19 protein-coding genes are annotated in these 23,516 nt (G+C 70.4%); 10 read left to right on the forward strand and 9 right to left on the reverse strand.

Features of this window, described 5'->3' with window-relative positions; translation table 11 throughout:
* Positions 1 to 1,495, reverse strand: a 1,495-nt coding sequence (locus ABD269_RS04210) for a ricin-type beta-trefoil lectin domain protein (RefSeq protein WP_344116158.1), incomplete at its 3' end; no start/stop codon positions are given.
* A gap of 108 nt (positions 1,496 to 1,603) precedes the next feature.
* On the opposite strand from ABD269_RS04210, the gene ABD269_RS04215 reads away from it, so the two are divergent.
* From ABD269_RS04215 to ABD269_RS04235, 5 genes are all read left to right on the forward strand, one after another.
* Positions 1,604 to 2,998 (forward strand): class II fumarate hydratase, encoded by a 1,395-nt coding sequence (locus tag ABD269_RS04215; protein ID WP_344116160.1) that lies wholly within the window; start codon positions 1,604 to 1,606, stop codon positions 2,996 to 2,998.
* A gap of 105 nt (positions 2,999 to 3,103) precedes the next feature.
* On the forward strand, positions 3,104 to 3,787 hold the full coding sequence (fomD, locus tag ABD269_RS04220) for a cytidylyl-2-hydroxypropylphosphonate hydrolase (protein WP_116213662.1): 684 nt from the start codon (positions 3,104 to 3,106) through the stop codon (positions 3,785 to 3,787).
* Between the two features lie 140 nt (positions 3,788 to 3,927).
* The gene (locus tag ABD269_RS04225) at positions 3,928 to 4,602 is read left to right on the forward strand and encodes a class I SAM-dependent DNA methyltransferase (protein ID WP_344116163.1); all 675 of its coding nucleotides are present in this window, start codon (positions 3,928 to 3,930) and stop codon (positions 4,600 to 4,602) included.
* A gap of 175 nt (positions 4,603 to 4,777) precedes the next feature.
* Positions 4,778 to 6,934 (forward strand): SpoIIE family protein phosphatase, encoded by a 2,157-nt coding sequence (locus tag ABD269_RS04230; RefSeq protein WP_425572835.1) that lies wholly within the window; start codon positions 4,778 to 4,780, stop codon positions 6,932 to 6,934.
* Between the two features lie 184 nt (positions 6,935 to 7,118).
* Positions 7,119 to 8,582 (forward strand): catalase, encoded by a 1,464-nt coding sequence (locus ABD269_RS04235; RefSeq protein ID WP_344116167.1) that lies wholly within the window; start codon positions 7,119 to 7,121, stop codon positions 8,580 to 8,582.
* A 74-nt stretch (positions 8,583 to 8,656) separates the two neighbouring features.
* Here ABD269_RS04235 and ABD269_RS04240 read toward each other — a convergent pair whose 3' ends face one another.
* Positions 8,657 to 10,915: a transglycosylase domain-containing protein gene (locus ABD269_RS04240; protein WP_344116170.1), complete on the reverse strand. Its 2,259-nt coding sequence runs from the start codon at positions 10,913 to 10,915 to the stop codon at positions 8,657 to 8,659.
* A gap of 240 nt (positions 10,916 to 11,155) precedes the next feature.
* Here ABD269_RS04240 and ABD269_RS04245 point away from each other — a divergent pair, with 240 nt between their 5' ends.
* Both ABD269_RS04245 and ABD269_RS04250 read left to right on the forward strand, forming a co-directional pair.
* On the forward strand, positions 11,156 to 12,115 hold the full coding sequence (locus tag ABD269_RS04245) for an SPFH domain-containing protein (protein ID WP_344116172.1): 960 nt from the start codon (positions 11,156 to 11,158) through the stop codon (positions 12,113 to 12,115).
* A complete protein-coding gene (locus tag ABD269_RS04250; RefSeq protein ID WP_425572827.1) occupies positions 12,061 to 12,354 on the forward strand; it encodes a type II toxin-antitoxin system antitoxin in 294 nt (97 codons plus the stop codon). The genes ABD269_RS04245 and ABD269_RS04250 overlap by 55 nt, the downstream gene beginning before the upstream one ends.
* Before the next feature lie 33 nt (positions 12,355 to 12,387).
* Here the strand turns inward: ABD269_RS04250 and ABD269_RS04255 are convergent, their stop codons facing one another.
* Positions 12,388 to 13,404, reverse strand: a complete 1,017-nt coding sequence (locus ABD269_RS04255; protein WP_344116176.1) for a hydrogen peroxide-inducible genes activator — start codon at positions 13,402 to 13,404, stop codon at positions 12,388 to 12,390.
* A gap of 132 nt (positions 13,405 to 13,536) precedes the next feature.
* Between ABD269_RS04255 and ABD269_RS04260 the strand changes: the two genes are divergently transcribed.
* Positions 13,537 to 14,091, forward strand: a complete 555-nt coding sequence (locus ABD269_RS04260; protein ID WP_301892722.1) for a peroxiredoxin — start codon at positions 13,537 to 13,539, stop codon at positions 14,089 to 14,091.
* Positions 14,092 to 14,097: 6 nt separating this feature from the next.
* Positions 14,098 to 14,631 carry an alkyl hydroperoxide reductase gene (locus ABD269_RS04265; protein WP_344116179.1) on the forward strand — a complete coding sequence of 178 codons (534 nt, stop codon included), beginning with the start codon at positions 14,098 to 14,100 and terminating at the stop codon, positions 14,629 to 14,631.
* A gap of 195 nt (positions 14,632 to 14,826) precedes the next feature.
* On the opposite strand, the gene ABD269_RS04270 is transcribed toward ABD269_RS04265, so the two are convergent.
* The 4 genes from ABD269_RS04270 to ABD269_RS04285 all read right to left on the reverse strand — a co-directional run bounded on the left by ABD269_RS04270 (position 14,827) and on the right by ABD269_RS04285 (position 19,992).
* On the reverse strand, positions 14,827 to 16,251 hold the full coding sequence (locus tag ABD269_RS04270) for an AI-2E family transporter (protein ID WP_344116181.1): 1,425 nt from the start codon (positions 16,249 to 16,251) through the stop codon (positions 14,827 to 14,829).
* A gap of 139 nt (positions 16,252 to 16,390) precedes the next feature.
* A complete protein-coding gene (locus ABD269_RS04275) occupies positions 16,391 to 17,116 on the reverse strand; it encodes an aggregation-promoting factor C-terminal-like domain-containing protein (RefSeq protein ID WP_301892726.1) in 726 nt (241 codons plus the stop codon).
* A gap of 434 nt (positions 17,117 to 17,550) precedes the next feature.
* The gene (gene phoH2 / locus ABD269_RS04280) at positions 17,551 to 18,873 is read right to left on the reverse strand and encodes an RNA 5'-3' helicase PhoH2 (RefSeq protein WP_301892728.1); all 1,323 of its coding nucleotides are present in this window, start codon (positions 18,871 to 18,873) and stop codon (positions 17,551 to 17,553) included.
* Between the two features lie 357 nt (positions 18,874 to 19,230).
* The gene (locus tag ABD269_RS04285) at positions 19,231 to 19,992 is read right to left on the reverse strand and encodes an isoprenyl transferase (protein ID WP_301894344.1); all 762 of its coding nucleotides are present in this window, start codon (positions 19,990 to 19,992) and stop codon (positions 19,231 to 19,233) included.
* 105 nt (positions 19,993 to 20,097) lie between these two features.
* Here ABD269_RS04285 and mgrA point away from each other — a divergent pair, with 105 nt between their 5' ends.
* Positions 20,098 to 21,156, forward strand: a complete 1,059-nt coding sequence (mgrA, locus tag ABD269_RS04290; protein WP_301892729.1) for an L-glyceraldehyde 3-phosphate reductase — start codon at positions 20,098 to 20,100, stop codon at positions 21,154 to 21,156.
* Positions 21,157 to 21,483: 327 nt separating this feature from the next.
* Here mgrA and ABD269_RS04295 read toward each other — a convergent pair whose 3' ends face one another.
* Positions 21,484 to 22,752, reverse strand: coding sequence for an MFS transporter (locus tag ABD269_RS04295; protein ID WP_344116186.1), 1,269 nt, complete (start codon positions 22,750 to 22,752; stop codon positions 21,484 to 21,486).
* 139 nt (positions 22,753 to 22,891) lie between these two features.
* Entirely contained in the window at positions 22,892 to 23,473 is a 582-nt protein-coding gene (locus tag ABD269_RS04300; RefSeq protein ID WP_344116188.1) for a TetR/AcrR family transcriptional regulator, read from the reverse strand.
* Positions 23,474 to 23,516 lie beyond the last annotated feature (43 nt).

Consider the following 23,516-nt stretch of genomic DNA (forward strand, 5'->3'; position numbering starts at 1 on the left):
AGCCGTCGCAGCGCTGCAACTTCACCGGATCCTTCGCCGCAGCAAGCGTCAGGCACAGATCAGGCGCGGCCTCGGGCCTCAACGTGGAACCACTCCACGCAAAACGCTGGTTGACGCCACCGTGGCAATCCCACAGCTCGACGGCAGCACCGGTCGCATACTTTCCACCCGGCACATCCACACACCGGTCCTGCGACAACTCCGTGTGCACGGACTTCCGCGACGCGTCGTACCACCAGCCCTGGTTGCGCGCGCCGGAGCAGGGCCAGCCCCCGACCTCAGTGCCGTTGCGGCTGCTCGCCGCGTACGCGTCCACGCACGCGCCCGTCGCCTCGTTCTTCAGCGGCTTGTACGCGTCGTCCCACGCGCCCTGGTACAGCACCGGTGACCCCGTGCTCGCCGGGTCCGTGCAGCCCGCCTCGCGGTAGCCGGAGGCATAGAGCTGGCTGAGGCAGGACGCGAAGGCGCCGTGGCCGCGGTAGTTGGGGTGGAAGGACTGGCGCACGGAGTTGGCGTCCGGGGGGAAGGGGTTGGACAGGTCGATGTAGAGGCCGCGCGCCCAGGTGTCCTCGGTGCACACCTCGTGGCCGTGGAAGAGGCGCGAGTTGTCGAGGAAGATCGCGCCGGTGTCGCGGGCGACCTGGTGCATGCCGCGCTCGAAGGCGGGCACGGCGGTGTTGCGCCCCCACGCGGCGTCGGAGGTGTAGCCGACGCAGCCGCCCGGGATCTTGCCCGGGTAGTCGGGGTTGTCCTCGAAGTCGGGCGAGATGGGGCTGGGGTAGCCCATGACGACGAGCTTGTAGTCGCCGTCGGCGTAGCCCGCGCCCGTCATGACGGCCCGCAGGTCCCGTACGGTCTGCTCGACCTTCGGCACGAGGCCGTCGACGCGGGCCTGCCACCCCGGCGCGTACTTCGGCTCGCAGGTGCCCTGGAGCAGCACGTAGCGCTCGACGCAGTCGGTCATCACGGGGCCGAACTGGAGGTCGTCGTTGGCGCCCGCGACCAGCAGGACCAGCTTGACGCGGGTGTTGCGGGCCTTGATCGCCAGTGCGTCGCTCTGTACCAGCTCGTCCGCGTACTGCTTGCTGCCGCCGATGCGGATGTTGCCGGTGGCGGCGCCGGAGCAGGCGACGTTGTAGGTCACGTCGGCGGGGATGGTGGTGCGGTGGATGGCGGAGTCGGGCGAGCGGTGGCACCAGTTGGCGGGGCCGGCGGTGCCCGGCTCGTAGTTGCCGACACCCTCGCCGGAGATCTCGCTGTCGCCGAGCGAGACCAGCGAGGTCTTGCGGTCGGCGAGCGGGCGCTCGGTGGCGTCGCCGTAGAGCCCGGTGGCCTCGGCGGCGCGGATCTTCTCCAGTTCCGGGGTCAGGGGGGTGGAGGCGGCCGTACGGCCGGCGGCGTGGGCGGTGGGTCCGGTGGCGGCCATGCCGCCGAGCGCCGCGGTGAACGCGGCGACGGCGGCGAGGGCACAGCGCAGGGTGGGTCTGCGTGTCATGGAGCCTCCCCGATTTCAGTTGTTACCCGCGGTATTTACTAGGTGGGAGTGCCTCTTGGGAACACGTCGGACCGGACAAACGCTGTGCTGTACAGGAGGTAAGTGACGATGACCGACAGTGAGCAGTACCGGACCGAGCACGACTCCATGGGGGAGGTACGGGTCCCGGCCCACGCGAAGTGGCGCGCGCAGACCCAGCGGGCGGTGGAGAACTTCCCCGTCAGCGGGCAGCGCCTGGAGCGGGCGCACATCGAGGCGCTGGCCCGGATCAAGGCCGCCGCCGCCAAGGTCAACGCCGAGCTCGGCGTGATCGACAAGGATGTCGCCGAGGCCGTCGCGGAGGCGGCGGACGAGGTGGCGGCGGGGCGCTGGGACGACCATTTCCCGATCGACGTCTTCCAGACCGGCTCGGGCACGTCGTCCAACATGAACGCCAACGAGGTCATCGCCACCCTCGCCACCGAGCGCCTCGGCCGTGACGTGCACCCCAACGACCACGTCAACGCCTCGCAGAGCTCCAACGACGTCTTCCCCTCCAGCATCCACATCGCCGCCACCGCGGCCGTCACGGGCGATCTGGTCCCGGCGCTGGAGCACCTGGCGGAGGCGCTGGAGCGCAAGGCCGCCGAGTTCGCGGACGTCGTCAAGTCGGGCCGCACGCACCTGATGGACGCCACGCCCGTCACCCTCGGCCAGGAGTTCGGCGGCCACGCGGCACAGGTGCGCTACGGCGTCGAGCGGCTGCACGCCTCCCTGCCCCGCCTCGCCGAACTCCCCCTCGGAGGCACGGCCGTGGGCACCGGCATCAACACCCCGGCGGGCTTCTCCGCCGCCGTCATCGCGGAGGTCGCCCGCACCACCGGGCTGCCGCTGACCGAGGCGCGCGACCACTTCGAGGCGCAGGGCGCGCGCGACGGCCTGGTGGAGACCAGCGGCCAGCTGCGCACGATCGCGGTCGGCCTCACCAAGATCTCCAACGATCTGCGCTGGATGTCCTCCGGCCCGCGCACCGGCCTGGCCGAGATCGCCCTCCCCGACCTCCAGCCGGGCTCGTCGATCATGCCGGGGAAGGTCAACCCGGTGATCCCCGAGGCGGTCCTGATGGTGGCCGCCCAGGTCATCGGCAACGACGCGACCGTGGCCACGGCGGGCGCCGCCGGAAACTTCGAGCTCAATGTGATGCTCCCGGTCATGGCGAAGAACCTGCTGGAGTCCGTCCGGCTGCTCGCGAACGCGTCCCGGCTGCTCGCGGACCGCACGGTCGACGGCATCACCGCCAATGTGGAGCGGGCGCGGGAGTACGCGGAGTCCTCGCCGTCCGTCGTCACACCGCTGAATCGCTACATCGGGTACGAGGAGGCGGCGAAGGTGGCGAAGAAGTCGCTCGCGGAGCGGAAGACGATCCGGGACGTGGTGCTGGAATCGGGCTATGTGGAGCGGGGGTTGCTGACGCGGGAGGAGCTGGACGCGGCGCTGGACGTGCTGCGGATGACGCGCCCGTGACCGGCTGAGCCCCGCGGACAGCCCCGTCAACCCCCACCACCTGGACCGTACCAATTGCGGCGCACATCACGGCGCACCTGCCACCACCCCGCCTAGGATCTGCGCATGACAGCGGACACCGTGGACACGACAGCAGGCAGCGCCGCCCCCTGGGCGCCGGGGGACCACATCCTCTGGCGCTACCGGGGCAACGGCACCGATCGCGTCCACATCTGCCGTCCCGTCACCGTCGTCCAGGACACGGACGAGCTCCTCGCCGTGTGGATGGCGCCCGGCACCGACTGCGTCAAGCCGCGGCTCGCGGACGGCACGTCCATCCACGAGGAGCCGCTGGCCACCCGCTACACCAAGCCGCGCACCACCGTCGTCTCCCGCTGGTTCGGCACCGGCGTGCTCAAGCTCGCCCGGCCCGGCGAGGCCTGGTCGGTCTGGCTGTTCTGGGACCGTGACTGGGGCTTCAAGAACTGGTACGTGAACCTCGAGGAGCCGCTCGCGCGCTGGGCGGGCGGCGTCGACTCCGAGGACCATTTCCTGGACATCGCCGTCTATCCGGACCGCAGTTGGGAGTGGAAGGACGAGGACGAGTTCACCCAGGCGCAGCGCGCGGGCCTGATGTCCGCCGGCCAGGCGGCCAGGGTGCGGGCGGCCGGGCACGACGCGGTCGCGCGCATCGAGTCCTGGGGGGCGCCGTTCGCCGGCGGCTGGGAGGACTGGCGGCCCGACCCCGCCTGGACCGTGCCCGCGCTCCCCGCCGACTGGGACCGTTCCCCGGCCCGGATCCGGGCGTAACCTCGGGAACCGCTTGGCGGGCCCCCGACGGACAACCGTAGGATCGGCCTCCGCGATACTGCACAGCAGCACGGCACGGCGCGAACAGAGCACGGCATGTGACGCATGTTCACAGAAGACGGTCACAGGAGGGCGGAGCCGTGAGCGGTGACGAGGGGCGGGGCTACGAGGGCTACGCCCGCTTAGGGCTGGACCGCAGTGGTCAGGCCGAGGCGTTCGACGCGATAGGCGAGCGCTACGACGAGGCCTTCCCGCACAAGGAGGGCCAGCTCGCGGCCGGTGCCTGGCTGGCGGAGACGCTGCCGCCCGGCTCCCGGATCCTGGACCTGGGCTGCGGTACGGGCCTGCCGACCGCCCGGCAGCTCGCGGACGCGGGCCACGAGGTGGTCGGCGTCGACTTCTCCCCCGGCATGCTGGACCTGGCCCGCGGCAACGTCCCCGAGGCACGGTTCCTCCGCCTGGACATGGCCGAGCTGCGGGACGGGCGGCTGGGCCCGTTCGACGGGGTCGCCGCGTTCTTCACCCTGCTGATGCTGCCGCGCTCGGAGATCCCGCACGCCCTGCGGATGGTGCACGGGCTGCTGAGACCCGGGGGGCTGCTGGCCCTGTCGATGGTCGAGGCCGACGTGGACGACTTCGCGATCCCGTTCCTGGGGAACACGATCCGGGTATCCGGATATCTGCGGGACGAATTGCGCCAGGTCGTCTGCGAGGCGGGCTTCGACGTCGCCGGGGAAAGCACGCTGGCGTACGCCCCGGCGAGTACGGACGTACCACCAGAGATCCAGCTCTTCTTCAATCTGCGACGCGCCTGACCCACGGTGCGCCCCTGAACGACCCGGGCGTACGGCCCCGACGGATGGAACCCCACGCGTGACGGAGCATCCCAACTCCCACGGAAGACAGCGGACCGCGCCGACGCGGCAGCCCGCTGCCCCTGCGACGGGTACGGCCGCGCTTGGCTCTGAGGCCGCCGCTGCCGCCGCCCGCCTGCCGCGCCAGCCGGACGGTCGCGCGGGTGGTCCGCGCGACCTCAGCCGTCCGGAACCGCGTCCGGAACCCACCGATCCGGCCGCCGGCCGGGCCCACGCTTCCGGCGGCGCCGGGGAGCACGACGGCTCCACCGGCGACCCCGCGGACGGGTCCGACCGGCAGGACCCGGGATCCGGCGATCCGGCCACCGACCAGGCCCACGCTTCCGGCCGCGCCGAGGAGCACGACGGCTCCACCGGCCGCGCCACGGACGGGCCGAGCCGGGGCGATCGCGACGAATCCGGCCGTGCCGGGGGCGGCGCCGAGGACGGCGCCCGAGGAGCGGCCGGTGGCGGGCGGCGGGCGCCGGGGAGAGGCCCGCGGCCCGAAGCCGGTGACGTGCCGCGACGTGCGCCGGAGGCGCCCGGTGTGGCCGGGATGCCCAGCGCCGGGACCACCGGTGGGGAGCGGCTGCGGTTCGTGGGGGCCGCGACGCGGCGGATCGCGCGCGGGATCGACCTGGACGAGATCGTGCTGGGCCTGTGCCGCGCCACCGTGCCGACCTTCGCCGACGCGATCCTCGTCTATCTGCGCGACCCGCTGCCCGTGGGCGACGAGCGGCCCGTGGGCCCCGTCGTGCTGCGGCTGCGCCGCACCGACCAGCTGCCCGAGCACGTACGGGGCCTGGGCGACCCCGCCGACCCCGACGCCCCGGCGGACCGTAGCGACCCCGCCACCGACCTGGCGGCCGTCGCGGCCGAGCGCTGCGAGGTGCGCATAGGGGGGCCGCTCGCGGAGGTGCTGCGAGGGGTCCGGCCCGTCTACGGCGACTCCTCCGCCGCGCGGGCGGCGCTCCCGGAGCTGCTGGGCGAGGACCGTACGGTGCCGGACCGGCAGCGGACGATCCTCGCGCCGCTGCGGGGCCGGCGGCGGGTGATCGGCGCGGCGGTGTTCATCCGCCGCGCGGACCGGCCCGCGTTCGAGGGCGACGACCTGCTGGTGGCGGCGCAGCTGGCCACCCACACCGCCCTGGGCGTGGACAAGGCCGTGCTCTACGGCCGCGAGGTCTACATCGCGGACGAGCTCCAGCGCACCATGCTCCCCGACTCCCTGCCGCAGCCGACGGGCGTCCGGCTCGCCAGCCGCTACCTCCCGGCGGCCGAGACGGCCCGGGTGGGCGGCGACTGGTACGACGCGATCCCGCTGCCGGGCAACCGGGTGGCGCTGGTCGTCGGTGACGTCATGGGCCACTCGATGACCTCCGCCGCGATCATGGGCCAGCTGCGGACCACCGCGCAGACCCTCGCGGGCCTGGACCTGCCCCCGGCCGAGGTGCTGCACCACCTGGACGAGCAGGCGCAGCGGCTGGGTTCCGACCGCATGGCCACCTGCCTGTACGCGGTCTACGACCCGGTCGCCCACCGCATCGTCATTGCCAACGCCGGGCACCCGCCGCCGATCATGCTGCACCGCGGCGGGCGCGCGGAGGTGCTGCGCGTGCCGCCGGGCGCGCCCATCGGGGTGGGCGGGGTCGACTTCGAGGCGGTGGAGCTGGATGCCCCGGCCGGGGCGACGCTGCTGCTGTACACCGACGGCCTGGTGGAGTCGCGGATAAGGGATGTGTGGACGGGCATAGAGCAGCTGCGGGAGCGGCTGATCGAGACGGCCCGGCTGACCGGCCCGAACCCGCCCCCGCTGGAGCCGCTGTGCGACGAGGTGCTGGGCATGCTCGGCCCGGGCGACCGTGACGACGACATCGCGCTGCTCGCGGCCCGCTTCGAGGGGATCGCGCCGAGCGACGTGGCGTACTGGTTCCTCGACCCGCGCCCGCAGACGGCCCGCCAGGCGCGCAGGCTGGCCAGGCGCGCGCTGGCGCGCTGGGGTCTCGACGAGCTCAGCGACGCGGTGGAGCTGCTGGTCAGCGAGGTGATCACCAATGCGGTGCGGTACGCCGAACGGCCCATATCCCTGCGGTTGCTCCGGACGGACGTGCTGCGCTGCGAGGTCGGCGACGATGTGCCGCAGCTGCCGCGGCTGCGGCAGGCGCGGCCCTCGGACGAGGGCGGCCGGGGGCTGTATCTGGTGAACCGGCTGGCCAGGCGGTGGGGAGCCACCCGGCTCAGCACCGGGAAGGTGGTGTGGTTCGAGATGGCGCTGCCCGCGCACGCCCGCTGAGGGCGCCGCGCACGCGCCGGGGTGTCCGGGCTTCCGGCGGGCCTTCCGTTTCGCCCGTACGGGGTGAAATTCTGGACAGTGTCCAGGCTCCTGTTGCCGACGCGCTGTCGGCGGAGTTCACTGGCTCGGGTGGAGGGCGGCACGGACGCGCCCTCTCCCAATCCCCGTTCCGGGAGGCGTCCCAATGACCGACTCGGCGCAGCAGGTTCCGTACACCACCAACAATGTCGGCATTCCCGTGGAGAGCGACGAGCATTCGCTCACCATCGGCGATACCGGCCCCATCCTGCTCCAGGATCACTATCTGATCGAGAAGATGGCCCAGTTCAACCGGGAGCGGGTCCCGGAGCGGGTGGTCCATGCCAAGGGCGGCGGTGCTTACGGCGTCTTCGAAGTCACCAATGATGTCAGCCAGTTCACCAAGGCCGATCTGTTCCAGCCCGGCAAGCGGTGCGAGATGCTGGCCCGTTTCTCGACCGTCGCGGGCGAGCAGGGCAGCCCGGACACCTGGCGCGACCCGCGTGGTTTCGCGCTGAAGTTCTACACGGAACACGGCAACTACGACCTGGTCGGCAACAACACCCCGGTCTTCTTCGTGCGTGATCCGCAGAAGTTCCAGGACTTCATCCGCTCGCAGAAGCGCCGCCCCGACAACGGGCTGCGCGACAACGACATGCAGTGGGACTTCTGGACGCTGTCCCCGGAATCCGCGCACATGGTCACCTGGCTGATGGGCGACCGCGGCATTCCCAAGAACTGGCGCCACATGAACGGCTACAGCTCCCACACCTATATGTGGGTGAACGGCGGCGGCGAGAAATTCTGGGTCAAGTACCACATCAAGACCGACCAGGGCATCGACTTCCTCACCCAGGCGGAGGCGGACCGCATCGCCGGCGAGGACGGCGACTACCACCGCCGCGACCTGTCCGAGGCGATCGCGAGCGGCAACGCCCCTTCGTGGACCATGTATGTCCAGGTGATGCCCTTCGCGGACGCCCCGGACTACCGCTTCAACCCGTTCGACCTCACCAAGGTGTGGCCGCACGGCGACTATCCGCTGATCGAGGTCGGCCGGATGACGCTGAACCGGAACCCGGAGGACTTCTTCGTCCACATCGAGCAGGCGGCGTTCGAGCCGTCCAATCTGGTGCCGGGCATCGGCCCGTCGCCGGACAAGATGCTGCTGGGCCGGCTGTTCTCGTATCCGGACACCCACCGCTACCGCATCGGCCCGAACTACACCCAGCTGCCGCCCAACCGGGCGCGCTCGGCCGTGAATTCCTATGCGAAGGACGGGCCGATGCGTTACGAACCGGCGAACGTGGCCCGGCCGTACGCGCCGAATTCGTACGGCGGCCCGGCCGCCGACACCGGCCGCTTCGGTGAGATCGCGGGCTGGGCCGCGGCGGGCGAGATGGTGCGCGAGGCGTACAAGCTGCACCGTGAGGACGACGACTGGGGCCAGCCGGGGACGATGGTCCGCCAGGTCCTCGACGACGCCGCGCGCGACCGCCTGGTCGCCAATGTCTCCGGCCACCTGCGGCAGGGCGTGAGCAGGCCCGTGCTGGACCGCGCCTTCCAGTACTGGCGCAACATCGACAAGAAGGTGGGCGACCGGATCGCCACCGCGGTCAACGGCGGCTGACGGGCCCCGTACGAGACGACTCCGGCCGCCGTCCCGCAGGTGCGGGGCGGCGGCCGGAGTCGTGTTCGACCAGGTCAGTCGCGGTTGTTGAGCGGCGGGTCACCGCCGTCACCGCCGGTGGGCGGCGTCGGAGGCGTGGGCGGCGTCGGCTTGGTCGTCGGCGGCGTGGGCGGCGTCGGCTTGGTCGTCGGCGGCGTCGGGTTGTGCGACGGCACGTTCCTGGAGTTGCTCGGCGACGGCGGCGTCGACGGGCCGGTGGACGGCGCCGTGGAGGGCTTGCCGGACGGTGCCGTGGAGGGCCTGGAGGAGGCCGTCGGGGCCGGCGGCGGGGGCACCGCGCCCGCGTCGTCGGTCTTCAGGTCGAACTCGGTGTCACCGTCGGCGACCTGCCCGGTGTACGCGGCCCAGATCTCGGCCGGGTAGCCACCGCCGTTGACGCGGCCGCCGTCGACACCACCGGTGCCCGTCAGCGGCACCTGCTTGCCGCCGGGGCCCTCGCCGAACATGCCGACCGAGGTGATGAGGTCCGGGGTGTAGCCGGAGAACCAGGCCGACTTGTTGTCGTCGGAGGTGCCGGTCTTGCCCGCCACCGCGTACTGCGAGCTCTGCACGACGCTGGCCGTACCGTCGTTGACCACGCCCTTGAGGACCTGGGTGACGTCGTCGGCGCTGGTGCGGTCGAGGATCTGCGGGCCGACCGAGTCCGGCATGGCGACCTTCTCGCCGCCGCGGCTCAGGGAGGCGACGATGCTCGGGGTGGTCTGCTTGCCGTGGTTGGCGAGCGTGGCGTAGACCCCGGCCATGTGCAGCGGGCTCGCGCTCATGGAGCCGAGCGACATCGCGGGCCGCTCGACGAAGCCGCCGGCCTCGCCGTTCATGCCCATGGCGACCGCGGTCTTCTTGACCTTGTCGAGGCCGACGTCGACGGCCATCTGCGCGAACGCGGAGTTGATCGACTTGTTCATCGACTCCTGGACCGTCACCGCCCCGTAGCTCGCGTGGTCCTCGTTCTGCGGCGCGAACGGGGTGTCGCTGCCCTTGACGGGCCGCTCGTTGGTGCCGTCGTACATCGAGCCCGCCGTGATCGGCTGGCCGTCCTGCGTCTTGGACTTGTTTTCCAGCGCCGAGGCGAAGATCACCGGCTTGAAGGTGGAGGCCGGCTGGTAGTCCTCGCGGGTGGCGTTGCTGATCTGGTGCTTGGCGAAGTCCTGGCCGCCGTACATGGCCACGACCTTGCCGGTCTTGCGGTCCACCGACACGGCGCCGACCTGGGCGTACGCGTCGACCTTGCGGGCCTGCGGGTCGAGCTTGGAGGTGACCTTGTCCTGGACCGCCTGCTCAAGGGCCTTCTGGCGCTTGGGGTCGATGCTGAGGGTGATCGTCCAGCCGCCGGCCGCGAAGGCGCTCTCGCCGCGCCCGCTCTTGCGGAAGGCCTGCTCGACCTCCTTCTTGGCCGCCTCGACCAGATAGCCGTTCTGCCCGTTCAGACCCTTGGGGGGCGTGGGCTGCCTCGGCTCCTCGAACTTCATGTCCTTGCGCTTCGCGGGATCGAGCCACTTCTGCTCGACCTCCTTGTCGAGGACGTAGTTCCAGCGCGCCATCGCGTTGCGCTTGCCCGCGTCGGAGGCCGCCGCCCAGTCGTACTGACTCGGCGCCTGGAGCAGGGCGGCGAGGTAGGCGCCCTCCTCGGTGGTGATGTCCTTGACGTCCTTGTCGAAGTACGCGCGGGACGCGGCCTGGATGCCGTAGGCGTTGCGGCCGAAGTAGCTGGTGTTCAGGTACCCGGCGAGGATTTCCTTCTTGTCGACCTTCTGGTCCACCTTGAGCGTGATGATGAGCTCCTTCACCTTGCGGGTGATGGTCTGCTCCTGGCTCAGGTAGGAGTTCTTCACGTACTGCTGGGTGATGGTCGAACCACCCTGCTTGCCACGGCCCATGACGGTGTTGAAGATGCCGCGCGCGGTGCCCTTGATGTCGACGCCGGAGTCGTTCCAGAAGTTCTTGTTCTCGGCGGCGACGACGGCGTTCTTGACGCTGTCGGGGACCTTGTCCAGCGTCACTTCCTCACGGTTGACCTGTCCCGTACGGGCCAGCACCGTGCCGTTCTCGAGCTTGTAGACATTGCTCTGCAGTCGCATCTCGAGCTTGCCGTCGGGCACATCGACGTACATGTAGAGCGCCACGAAGGCGCCGGCGCCGAGGGCGATGACGGCCACGAAGTAGGCAAGCAGCTTCTTCCAGGTGAAGAAGCGGCGTATGCCGGTCTTCTTGGGCCTCTTGCCCTTTGCTGTGCGGGTGCTCTTCTGCGCCCGTCGCGCTTCCGCTCGGCCCATCTCTCCCGTAGCTCCACTCTGTCCGCCCCCAACCCAGCTCACGAAGCTAACACCGCAACTGTCACCAAACGCCCATCGATCAAGGCTTTGCGGCACGTGACATACAGCACCCCGGGTGGCGGGAACCGGGTACGGCGCAGTGCGGAAAACCGTACAGGGCGGTAAAGTGATATCACTTTGCTAGACATCCACCGGGGCGCGGCCGACCACCGCGCAACGCAGAGGAAACGGGGAACCTCCATGCAGGACAGCGCCATCGCCGCCGCCGACACCACGCCCGCGGCGGACGCTCCGGCCGAGCGGAAACCACGTGTTCGCGAGTTCCCCGCCCGTGACATCGGCGGCGGGACCGCGCTGCTGCTCGGGCTGGTGGGGCTGCTCGTCGCCGCGGGCGCCATCGCCCTCGCGGTGTCCTTCGGCCACGACGGCAAGAGCGCGCTGTGCGCCGCGCTCGTCGTCTGCGGCATCCTCATAGGCATCGGCTCGCTGACGGCCATGAGCGGGCTCAACACCATCGCCCCGGGCGAGACGCGCGTCGTCCAGCTCTTCGGCCGCTACCGCGGCACGATCCGCACCGAGGGCCTGCGCTGGGTCAACCCCCTCACCAGCCGCGACAAGGTCTCCACCCGGGTGCGCAACCACGAGACCGCCGTCATGAAGGTCAACGACGCCTACGGCAACCCCATCGAGCTGGCCGCGGTCGTGGTCTGGCGGGTCGAGGACACCGCGCAGGCGATGTTCGAGGTGGAGGACTTCCAGGAGTTCGTCGCCACCCAGACCGAGGCGGCCGTCCGGCACATCGCCATCGAGTACCCCTACGACGCGCACGACGACGACGCGCTGTCGCTGCGCGGCAACGCCGAGGAGATCACCGAGAAGCTCGCCGTCGAGCTGCACGCCCGCGTCGAGGCCGCCGGCGTCCAGATCATCGAGTCGCGCTTCACCCACCTCGCGTACGCGCCGGAGATCGCCTCTGCCATGCTCCAGCGACAGCAGGCGGGCGCGGTCGTGGCCGCCCGGAAGCTGATCGTGGAAGGCGCGGTCGGCATGGTCGAGGAGGCGCTGTCGCGGATCAGCGAGCAGGGCATCGTGGAGCTCGACGAGGAGCGGAAGGCGGCCATGGTCAGCAATCTGATGGTGGTGCTGTGCGGCGACCGCGCCGCACAGCCCGTCCTGAACACGGGCACTCTCTACCAGTGACAGAAGATCTCCCACCGCAGCAGCGGGGGCCGCGGCAGCGCAAGCAGGTGCTGCTGCGGCTCGACCCGCTCGTCCACGACGCGCTCACGCGCTGGGCCGACGACGAGCTGCGCAGCGCGAACGCGCAGATCGAATTCCTGCTGCGCAAGGCCCTGTCGGAAGCGGGCCGCCTCCCCCGCGGCACGGGCGCCCTCCCCCGCAGGGGGCGCCCCAGAAAGGCCGAGCCCGAAGCGGACTGAGCGCTGCCGCCTGCGGCGGACTTGTTCTTAGCGTCAGACGTCAGCGATACGCACCGGCAAAGACGCGAGCGCCCCCCGCAACGCCCCGGCGAACTGCTCGAATTCACCCTGGCGCGCCGCCCCCGACCGCATCGCGAGCGCCACCGTCCGCGACGGCGCCGGATCGGCGAAGTACCCCGTGGCCAGCTGGTCGTCGCGGCCGGTCTCCACCCGCAGTGCCGTCCGCGGCAGCAGGGTGACGCCCATGCCGCCGCCGACGAGCTGGACCAGCGTGGACAGCCCGGCGGCGCTGGTGGTGACGGGGAGCCCCGCCGTACGCCCCGCCTCGCGGCAGATGTCGAGGGCCTGGTCGCGCAGGCAGTGGCCCTCGTCGAGCAGCAGCAGGTCGAGTTCGCGCAGCGCGTCCCGGGGGATGTCGCCCCGCCCGGCCAGCCAGTGGTCACTCGGAGTGACCAGCACGAAGTCCTCGTCGAAGAGCGGCAGCTCGACGACCCCGGGCGCACCGAGCGGCACGGCGAGCAGCAGCAGGTCGAGCCGCCCCTGGGACAGCCCGTCCAGCAGCGAGGAGGTCTGCTCCTCGTGCACCTGGAGGTCGAGGTCCGGATAGGAGTCGCGGACCAGCCGGAGCACCGTGGGCAGCAGATACGGCGCCACCGTGGGGATCACACCGAGCCGCAGCACCCCGGTGAAGGGCGCGCGGGCGGCGTCGGCCTCCTCCAGGAGCGCGCCGACGGCGTCGAGGACGGCGCGGGCCCGTACGGCCAGGCGCTCGCCCGCGGGGCTGAGCAGCACCTTTCTCGTCGTACGCTCGAGGAGCTGCACGTCGAGCACCTCCTCGAGCGCCGAGACGGCACCGGAGAGCGCGGGCTGACTCATGCCGATGGCGGACGCCGCATCACGGAAGTGCAGGTGCTCGGCGACCGCGACGAAGGCGCGGAGCTGGGCGAGGCTGGGCTGGCGGGGCCGGGTCGGCGTGGCCTTGGCGGGGCCGGTGCGCGGGGGCTCCGCGGGGGTCCCGGCGGGTTCCGCCTCCGGGCTTATGGACGACATACTGATAACCACCTCCGATCAACTTCACTCAGTCTAGCTATTTCCGTTATCAATGCCTCCTGTGGCAGGGTGGCCGGAGTCCAACCCCCGCAGGAAGTTCCGCCATGGTCTTCCTCGATGCAAGGAGAGCGCGTGCTCACTGTCGGTGACCAGTTCCCCCAGTACGACCTGACTGCCTGTGTGGACCTCGACGCGGACAAGGCCTTCGCGCAGATCGACAACAAGTCCTACGAGGGCAAGTGGCGCGTCGTCTTCTTCTGGCCGAAGGACTTCACCTTCGTCTGCCCGACCGAGATCGCCGCGTTCGGCAAGCTGAACGACGAGTTCGCCGACCGTGACGCCCAGATCCTCGGCGTCTCCGGCGACTCCGAGTTCGTGCACCACGCCTGGCGCAAGGACCACGCCGACCTGCGTGACCTGCCCTTCCCGATGCTGGCCGACGCCAAGCACGAGCTGATGCAGGCCTGTGGCGTCGAGGGCGAGGACGGCTACGCCCAGCGCGCCGTCTTCATCGTGGACCCGAACAACGAGATCCAGTTCACCATGGTGACCGCCGGTTCCGTCGGCCGTAACCCCAAGGAGGTCCTGCGGGTCCTCGACGCGCTGCAGACCGACGAGCTGTGCCCGTGCAACTGGAACAAGGGCGAGACGACCCTCGACCCGGTCGCGCTGCTCTCGGGCGAGTGACCTGACATGGCCCTCGACGAGCTGAAGTCGCGCGTACCGGACTTCGCCAAGGACCTGAAGCTGAACCTCGGTTCGGTCATCGGCAACTCCCCGCTCCCGCAGCAGCAGCTGTGGGGCACGGTCCTCGCCTGCGCGATCGCGAGCCGCTCGCCGATCGTGCTGCGGGAACTGGAGCCGGAGGCCAAGGCCAACCTCTCCCCCGAGGCGTACACCGCGGCCAAGTCGGCCGCCGCCATCATGGCGATGAACAACGTCTACTACCGCACCCGGCACCTGCTGTCGGACCCGGAGTACGGCAACCTGCGCGCGGGCCTGCGGATGAACGTCATCGGCAACTCGGGCGTGGAGAAGGTCGACTTCGAGCTGTGGTCGCTGGCCGTCTCCGCGATCAACGGCTGCGGCATGTGCCTCGACTCGCACGAGCAGGTGCTCCGCAAGGCCGGCGTGGACCGCGAGACGGTCCAGGAGGCGTTCAAGATCGCCGCCGTCCTCCAGGCGGTCGGCGCGACGCTCGACTCCGAGGCGGTGCTGGCCGAGTAACTCGGCCCACGGCACGGCGATACGAACAGGGCCCCACCAGGCGAATGCCTGGTGGGGCCCTGTTTCTGTCCGCCGGACCGCCCAAATGGCCCGTACGCGCGCCCTGGAGCGGTCCTGGATCTTCCTGCCCGCCGGGCGCCGCCGGGGCGGCCTGGCGGCCGCCCTGCGGCGCGTGAGGGGCGACCCCCACCGGAGTCAGTGCCGGGGTTCGGACCCCGTCAGTACCGGTGCCGGTGCGGTCTCCGGTTCCGGCACGCTCGTCGCCTGCTGTCTCGAATACGCCCGTAGGTAGCCCACGACCGTGTTGGTGACCGCCACCAGCGGCACCGCGACCACCGCGCCGCCGACGCCCGCGACCAGCGAGCCGGCCACGACCGAGAGGATCACGGCCAGCGGGTGCACGCGCACGGCGCGGCCGAGGATGAAGGGCTGGAGCACATGGCCCTCGATCTGCTGCACCGCGAGCACCACGACCAGCACCATCGCCGCCGTGAAGATGTCGCGCGTCACCAGCGCCACGACGACGGCGAGCGCACCGGAGGCGACCGCGCCGACGAGGGGGATGAAGGCGAAGAGGAAGATGAAGACGGCCAGCGGGACGGCCAGCGGGACGTCGAGGAAGAACAGCCCCACGCCGATGAAGATCGCGTCGATCAGGGCCACTATCACCGTGCCGCGCACATACGCGGTCAGCGTGGCCCACGCGCGCGGACCGGCGCCCGCCACGCCGTCCCGGGCGGCGCTCGGCACCAGCTTGAGCAGCCACTCCCAGATCTTGGGGCCGTCGTAGAGCAGGAAGAGCGTGCTGAACATCGCCAGCAGGACGCCGGTCAGCACCTCGATGATCACCTGGACGCCCTCTATGCCGGCCGAGGTGATGTCCTTGGTGTTGCTGCCGATCGCCTTGCTGAGGTTGTCGGCGATGTTGTTGATCTGCACCTCGGTCACATGGAACGGGCTGTTCAGCAGCCAGCGCTTGAGTTCCTTGATGCCGTGCTGCACCTGTTGGGACAGGTCGTCGAGGTTGTCCGTCACCTGCCAGACCACGAACCAGCCGACCAGCCCCATCACGATGAAGCCGGAGACGAAGGTCATGACCGTGGCGAGCCCGCGCGGCACGCCGCGCCGCTTGAGCATGGCGACGGTGGGCTGGAGCAGCGCGGTGATCAGCAGGCCGGCGACGAAGGCCAGCACCACCAGGCGCACCGCGCTGATCACCCGCATCAGCACCCAGAGCGTTCCGGCCAGGACCAGCAGCCGCCACCCGACCTCGGCCGCGACCCGCACGCCCCACGGGACGGCGGCGACCGGGTCGGGCCGCGCCGCGACGGCGGGCGCGTAGCTGGGCGGCGCGGGCACGGACTCCTGGGCGGCGGACGGTTCGGGATCGGTCGCCCGCGAACCGGGCGACCCGGCGGCAGGGGGCTCGGCGGCGGGCGGCCCGGCGGCGGGCGCGGTGGCCGGATCCGGACGGGGGGCGGGGTCGGGCACGGATACGGGGCGGGGCGCCGACTGCGCGTCCGACACGTCCGACGTCGCCGCCCCGCGGCGGTCGAGACGGTCGGCGAGTCGTATCAGACCCGTCCCCAGGCCGCCGACCCATTGTGGCAATCTGGACATTCTTCTTCCTCTACCCCTTGTCCCCCGTGGTCATCCGCTTCGACGGTACCTGTCTCAAGACGCCGCGAAGCCCCCGACCGGTTGAGGTCGGGGGCTTCGTGAAGGCATGAGGGTCGGGACCGTCAGCGGTCCGGCCGCTCTAGTACCACTGGTTGGCCTGCCAGAACGACCAGGCGCCGCAGGGGCTGCCGTAGCGCTCGTTCATATAGCCGAGGCCCCACTTGATCTGGGTGGCCGGGTTGGTGCGCCAGTCGGCACCGGCCGACTCCATCTTGGAGCCGGGCAGCGACTGCACCAGACCGTAGGCGCCGGAGGAGGCGTTGGTGGCGGTGTAGTCCCAGCCGCTCTCGTTGTTCACGATGTTGCTGAAGCACTGGAACTGGCCACCAGGGACGATCTGCCGCGCCATCGCCTGGATCTCGGCGGTGGAGTAGGAGCCCTTGACCGCGAAGTCGGAGGCGTCGCGGGTGGCGGACCGGCTGCTGACCGTGTCCTTGTCCTCGCGCTCCTTGGCTTCCTTGGCCGCCTTGTCTTCCGCTTCCTTCTTGGCCGCGGCGTCCGCGGCCTCCTTCTTGGCGGTGGCGTCCTCGGCGGCCTGCTTGCGCGCGGTCTCCTCGGCGTCCTTCTTCGCGACCGTGTCGGCGGCGTCGGACTGGGTGTCCGCCTGCTGCGTCAGGAAAGCGGCCTGCTCCTGGACGTTCTGTCCGGCGGGGATGTCCGCGAGGAGGGTCGTGTCGGCTGCGGTGGCCTCGACCTGACCGGTCGTGCCCTGCTCGCTGCCCGACGCGACACCTACGACGGCGCCTACGGTGGTGACCGCGGTGGCGGATGCCACGGCGAACCCCCGGACCGAAATCCGGCTCACACGGTTTCCTTCCAGCATCGCCCGCTTAGGTGACCTCGCGGGCGCAATCGTGCCCCTGGCGCTGGCCTCCGTCTTGCGCGACCCCGCGGGAAGGCGGGACCGGCCGGTCACAGGAGGCACTGACCCGGTGGGCCCTCCGCAGGGAGGTCCGCGTGATGCTCGGGCGGCATACGACGACGCTGTTCAGTTCTTGTGGTGCAGCACCCGGAGGGTGCTGAAGTGCCGTATGCGGGGCCTGACAGGACCCAGACTCTGCCCGACGCCGACACTCCGAGGCAATTCCGCGTTGCGTGGGAAAGCTCACATGGCGTTTGGTCCAGGCTGTTTGCGGAAAGTGCGGCGCGGCATGACAACGCGCGGCTAAGCTCCTTCGCTTCCGCCGCGCGCCGCCGGTTCGAATCGCCCCCGGTGGGGCGATTCCCCTGCCCACTCCCTCAGATGCGGCCGTCCTCCAGCATTTCGGTCACCAGTGCCGCGATGGGCGAACGCTCCGAACGCGTCAGCGTGACATGGGAGAAGAGCGGATGTCCCTTCAGCTTTTCGACCACGGCGACCACGCCGTCGTAGCGTCCGACCCGGAGGTTGTCGCGCTGCGCCACGTCATGGGTGAGCACCACCCGCGAATTGGCCCCGATGCGCGACAGAACGGTCAGCAGGACATTCCTTTCGAGCGACTGCGCCTCGTCCACGATCACAAAGGCGTCGTGCAGCGATCGTCCGCGGATGTGCGTCAGTGGCAGCACTTCCAGCATGCCGCGCCCGACGACCTCCTCGATCACCTCGGCGCTCGTCACGGCGGAGAGGGTGTCGAAGACGGCCTGCGCCCAGGGGCTCATCTTCTCGGCCTCGCTGCCGGGCAGATACCCCAACTCCTGCCCGCCGACGGCGTACAGCGGACGGAAGACCATCACCTTCCGGTGCTGCTGACGCTCCAGGACGGCCTCCAGGCCGGCGCACAGCGCCAGCGCGGACTTGCCCGTGCCCGCCCGGCCGCCCATCGACACGATGCCGATGTCGGGGTCGAGGAGCATGTCGAGCGCCACCCGCTGCTCGGCGCTGCGCCCGTGGATCCCGAACGCCTCGCGGTCGCCCCGCACCAGCCGCACCGAACCGTCGGCCGTGACCCGGCCCAGCGCCTTGCCGCGCTCCGACTGGAGCACCAGGCCGGTGTGCACGGGCAGTTCGGCCGCTTCCGGCACATATGCCACCTCGGCGGAGTAGAGCTCGTCCACCTGCTCGGCGGTGACGGCGAGTTCCGCCATGCCCGTCCAGCCCGAGTCGGTGATGGCGAGCTCGGCGCGGTACTCCTCCGCGAGCAGCCCGACCGCGGACGCCTTGATCCGCAGCGGCAGGTCCTTGGAGACGACGGTGACGTCGTACCCCTCGGCCTGGAGGTTGCGGGCCACGGCGAGAATGCGCGAGTCGTTGTCACCGAGGCGGAACCCGGCGGGCAGTATGCCGGGGTCCGAGTGATTGAGCTCGACCCGGAGCGTCCCGCCCAGCTCGCCGATCGGGATCGGCGAGTCGAGGCGGCCGAATTGCACCCGGTACCCGTCCAGCAGACGCAGCGCCTGCCGCGCGAAGTAACCGAGCTCGGGGTGTTGCCTCTTGGCCTCCAGCTCCGTGACCACCACTACGGGCAGCACGACCTCGTGCTCCTCGAAGCGGGCCATGGCACCTGGGTCGGCCAGCAGGACGCTGGTGTCGAGGACATAGGTGCGCCGGTCGTTCTCACGGCGCTTCTTGCTGGTCACCACGGGTGGACGAACCCCCTCGGGGAGAGGTCGGGGCGCGACGACGTCGCCTGGGGAATTGGGCCGGGTCCATGCCCTTCGAGGGCCGGACGCCGGCCCTCCGCGTCGTCCGCACGGGCCCGCGGGTCCGCTCGGTCCGCACGGTCGTCGTCCGTGTGCAAAGGGCCTCCCGGGCGGGCGGCCCCATGCCACCCGCTGGCAGAGCGACGGTCTTTGGACAGACCGTCGACCTGGAGGGGATATTCCCGCTGGACCGCTTGACCATGCAACGGCATATGCGACGGCGAGGTGAACGCCCGATCCGTCAGCGGCCGTAGCCGCGCCCGAACTCCGTCCGCGGAGCCCGCTCCCCTGCCGCGCTCAGTAGCCGTAGCGGCGGTGCCGCGCGGCGTAATCACGCAGCGCGCGGAGGAAATCGACCTTTCGGAAGGCCGGCCAGAAGACCTCGCAGAAGTAGTACTCCGAGTGCGCGCTCTGCCAGAGCATGAAGCCGGACAGCCGCTGTTCGCCGCTGGTGCGGATCACCAGATCCGGGTCGGGCTGGCCGCGCGTATAGAGGTGCTTGGAAATGTGCTCCACATCGACCATCTCGGCGAGTTCCTCGAAAGAGGTGCCGTTGTCGGCCGCTTCGAGCACCAGCGAGCGCACCGCGTCCGCGATCTCCTGCCGACCGCCGTAGCCCACCGCGACATTGACCAGTATTCCGTCGACGCCGAGGGTGGCCTGCTCGGCCTCCTTGAGCACGGACTGCGTACGGGCGGGCAGCAGGTCCATCGTGCCGACGTGGTGGACGCGCCAGCGGCCGTCCGCGGCGAGTCCGCGCACCGTGTTCTCGATGATGCCGAGCAGCGGGTTGAGCTGGTCCGCGGGCCGGTCGAGGTTGTCGGTGGAGAGCATCCAGAGCGTCACGACCTCGACGTCGGTCTCGGCGCACCAGCCGAGCAGCTCATGGATCTTGTCGGCGCCCGCCTGGTGGCCCTGCTCCGGCGTCCGGCCGTCGGCGCGCGCCCAGCGGCGGTTGCCGTCGAGGATGACTCCGATGTGCTTGGGCACCTGCGCATGGTCGAGGCGGCCTTCCACCCGGCGTGCGTAGAGCCTGTACACCAGGTCGCGCAACTTCACGTCTTCCAGCCCCTCCATGCCACGGCGGTCGCCCCGAGGGCGCCACACTACTGCCCGCGTGTCACGAGAACCCAACTCGGTCTGTCACAGGTCCGTGATAGTCAGATGCACATGACCGATTCCACTCATTCCGCTCACTATCGTGCGGCCGAAAGCCGCTATGACGCGATGGAGTACCGCCGCACGGGGCACAGCGGCCTCAAGCTGCCCGCCATCTCGCTCGGACTGTGGCACAACTTCGGCGACGACCGCGCGCTGGAGTCCCAGCGCGCCATTCTCCGCAGGGCCTTCGACCTGGGCGTCACCCACTTCGACCTGGCCAACAACTACGGTCCGCCGCCCGGCTCCGCGGAGCTGAACTTCGGCAAGATCTTCGCCCAGGACTTCCGCCCGTACCGCGACGAAATCGTGCTCGCCACCAAGGCCGGCTACCTCATGCACCCCGGCCCGTACGGCGAGTGGGGCTCCCGGAAATACCTGCTCTCGTCCCTCGACGCGTCGTTGCGCCGAATGGGTGTCGACTACGTCGACATCTTCTACTCGCACCGCTTCGACCCGGAGACCCCGCTGGAGGAGACGATGGGCGCGCTCGCGTCCGCCGTCCAGCAGGGCAAGGCGCTCTACGCGGGCGTGTCGTCGTACAGCGCGGAGAACACCCGTGAGGCGGCGCGCATCCTGCGGTCCATGGGCGTGCCCGCGCTGATCCACCAGCCGTCCTACTCGATGATCAACCGCTGGACGGAGGACGACGGGCTGCTGGACACCCTGGAGACGGAGGGCATGGGCTGCATCTCCTTCGCGCCGCTGGCGCAGGGGCTGCTCACCGACAAGTACCTGCACGGCGTCCCGGAGGGCTCACGGGCGTCGCAGGGCAAGTCGCTGGACCCGGGGCTGCTGACGGAGGACGTCGTGCGGCGGCTGCGCGGGCTCGACGGGATCGCCCGGGGGCGCGGCCAGTCGCTGGCCCAGCTCGCCCTGACGTGGGTGCTGCGCGACCCGCGGATGACCTCGGCGCTGATCGGCGCGTCCAGCGTGCGTCAGCTGGAGGCGAACGTGGCCGCGCTCGGTGCCCCGAAGCTGACCGATGAGGAGCTGGTGGAGATCGATTCCTTCGCGGTAAGCACCGAAGGTGTCAACATCTGGGCGAGCCGCAACGGTTCCTAGATCGTCTTCCAAACCTCATACGAATCATCACGCACCGTGATGTGAGGGAAAGAAAACGGGCCGGTCCGTGGGGGGGATACGGACCGGCCCGAGGGGGGGTTTCCACCTTAACCCCCCTGAGGCCGTGCTTCGCGCACCGACGAGGGTGACGGCGCGTGCGATGCTGACGCTCGGTGACGTTATTGATCTTGAACTCGACGGTGGAGCGACCTCGCCCGCGACCGCATAGAGCCTGCCAGCGCTGGGCTTACGGCGTAGAACAAGCCATTCGGGACTCGACCGGATGTCTCCGCTCGGCCCTTACGAAAACTTCCTGAAAATTCATCATCAGCTTGACGCCTTTGACGTCTTTTGGCGGCTGACGGTCCGGGTCTGCCTCCTGAAGGATTCCTGGTGAATTGCTCCCTTTGGGGTGATATACCCCTCCGGCGGGGCGGCCGGGCCCGACGGTCCGGCCGGGCGGCGGGTGAGGGCGGGGACGAGGGTGAGGACGCCGATCGCGGCCATGCCCGCCCCGATCCACAGCGGCGCCCGCAGCCCGAAGGCGTCGATGGCCGGCCCGCCGACCGAGGTCCCGAAGACGATGCCCAAGGTGATGAACGAGGAGTGGATCGTGTTGACCAGCGGCCCGGCGTTGCCCGCGCGCTGGACGCGAGTGGCCATCGCGGGGTTCATGGTGACGCCGACGAGGCCGATGCCCAGCATGAACGCGACCGCCGGTACGGGCAGGTGGGCGAACAGCGCGAACCCGGTGAGGAACGCCAGGTTCAGGACGAGGCCGCACAGCAGGACGCCGAGGGTGTGGCGGTCGGCGAGGCGCCCGACGACGGTGTTGCCGACCACGGTGGCGGCGCCGTACGCGACGAGGAGCAGCGGTACGGTCCCGACGGCGAAGCCCGTGACCTCGGTGAGGATCGGCGTGAGGTAGCTGAACGCGGAGAACGTCGCACCGATGATGAAGGTGCTGGTGGAGAGGGCCAGCCACAGCGCGGGGCGGCGGAAGACGCCCAGTTCGCCGCGTACGCCCCCGCCGTTCTCGGAGGGGGCGCGGTCCAGGCGGGGAACGCCGGCGAGAGTGCACAGGGCGGCGGCGACGGTGAGCGCGGTGACGGCCCAGAAGGCCGCGCGCCAGCCGAGGTGTTCGCCGATCACGGTGGACAGCGGCAGCCCGAGCAGGGTGCCCAGCATCAGGCCGTTCATGGCCACCGCGATGGCGCGGCCGCGCGCTTCGGGGCGGGCCAGTTGGGCGCACAGCGAGACGGAGACGCCGAAGAACGCCTGCGAGGCGACGCCGGTGACGACGCGGGCCACCACCATGGCTCCGTAGGTGGACGCGGTGGCGGCCAGCACATTGCCGGCCAGGAAGACGGCGAACAGCACCATCAGCGCCTGTTTCTGCCGCAGCCTCAGCACGGCCACGGTGAGGAACGGACCGCCGACGGCCATCGCCACCGCGAAGGCGGTGATGAGGTAGCCGATCTCCGGGATGGTCGCGTCCAGCCCCTCGGCCATCTGCGGCATCAGTCCGGCGACGACGAACTCGCTGGTCACCATGGCGAAGATGCCGAGGGCGAGGACGTATATGGCTCGTGGCACGGCAGGTCACCTTGTCGTTGTTTCGGAACGCGTCGGGAAGCGTGTTCGGGAAAGAGTTTTGGAACGTGCAGTTCAAAATCAGGGCGCGAAAAAGGCCGGGCAGAGGGGGTGTCGACAGCAGGGGCGGTACGCGGGCGCGTCAGATCGCGGCGAGCGCGGCGTGGGCGACGCCTTCCAGCGCCGAACGGCCGACCCCCGCGCGGGCGGAGACCCGCATGCCGCCGATGGCGGCGATGATGAAGTGCGCGAGGGCGCGGGCGTCCTTGCCCGCGTCGATGTCACCGGCGCGCTGGCCCTCGGCGATGGCTCCGGTCAGGAGCTCCAGCCGCCTGCGGTAGTCGCGCTCCAGGTCGCGCGCCACCTCGGCGTCACGGCCGGCGAGCTCGACGGCGGTGTTGACGACCAGGCAGCCACGGCGGTCGCCGGGCGGCCCGCACTCCTCCTCGACGACGACCTCCAGCAGCGTGCGGAGCTTCTCCCGTACGGGCAGATCGCCGTCGAACAGGGCCTGTTGGAACTCGGCCTTGCTGTCCATGTAGCGCAGCAGGACCCTGCGGAAGAGGTCGTGCTTGCTCTTGAAGGTGTTGTAGATGCTGCTGCGGCCCAGCCCTGTGGCATCGCACAGATCCTGGGTCGAGGTCGCCTCGTACCCGGCGGTCCAGAACGCCTGCAACGCGGCGTCGACCGCCCTCTCCTCGTCGAACATCCTCGGCCGGGCCATGCCTCGAACCGTACCCGTTTTGGATCACACGGTCCAATACTTT

It is taken from the genome of Streptomyces blastmyceticus, from assembly GCF_039521185.1.
GTDB classification, from domain to species: domain Bacteria; phylum Actinomycetota; class Actinomycetes; order Streptomycetales; family Streptomycetaceae; genus Streptomyces; species Streptomyces blastmyceticus.

Excerpts from the sequence above, each read along its gene's own strand:
- ABD269_RS04215 (WP_344116160.1), top strand. The coding sequence starts at position 1,604 with ATGACCGACAGTGAGCAGTACCGGACCGAGCACGACTCCATGGGGGAG.
- fomD (WP_116213662.1), top strand. The coding sequence starts at position 3,104 with ATGACAGCGGACACCGTGGACACGACAGCAGGCAGCGCCGCCCCCTGG.
- ABD269_RS04235 (WP_344116167.1), top strand. The coding sequence starts at position 7,119 with ATGACCGACTCGGCGCAGCAGGTTCCGTACACCACCAACAATGTCGGC.
- ABD269_RS04240 (WP_344116170.1), bottom strand. The coding sequence starts at position 10,915 with ATGGGCCGAGCGGAAGCGCGACGGGCGCAGAAGAGCACCCGCACAGCA.
- ABD269_RS04245 (WP_344116172.1), top strand. The coding sequence starts at position 11,156 with ATGCAGGACAGCGCCATCGCCGCCGCCGACACCACGCCCGCGGCGGAC.
- ABD269_RS04255 (WP_344116176.1), bottom strand. The coding sequence starts at position 13,404 with ATGTCGTCCATAAGCCCGGAGGCGGAACCCGCCGGGACCCCCGCGGAG.
- ABD269_RS04265 (WP_344116179.1), top strand. The coding sequence starts at position 14,098 with ATGGCCCTCGACGAGCTGAAGTCGCGCGTACCGGACTTCGCCAAGGAC.
- ABD269_RS04270 (WP_344116181.1), bottom strand. The coding sequence starts at position 16,251 with ATGTCCAGATTGCCACAATGGGTCGGCGGCCTGGGGACGGGTCTGATA.
- mgrA (WP_301892729.1), top strand. The coding sequence starts at position 20,098 with ATGCACATGACCGATTCCACTCATTCCGCTCACTATCGTGCGGCCGAA.
- ABD269_RS04300 (WP_344116188.1), bottom strand. The coding sequence starts at position 23,473 with ATGGCCCGGCCGAGGATGTTCGACGAGGAGAGGGCGGTCGACGCCGCG.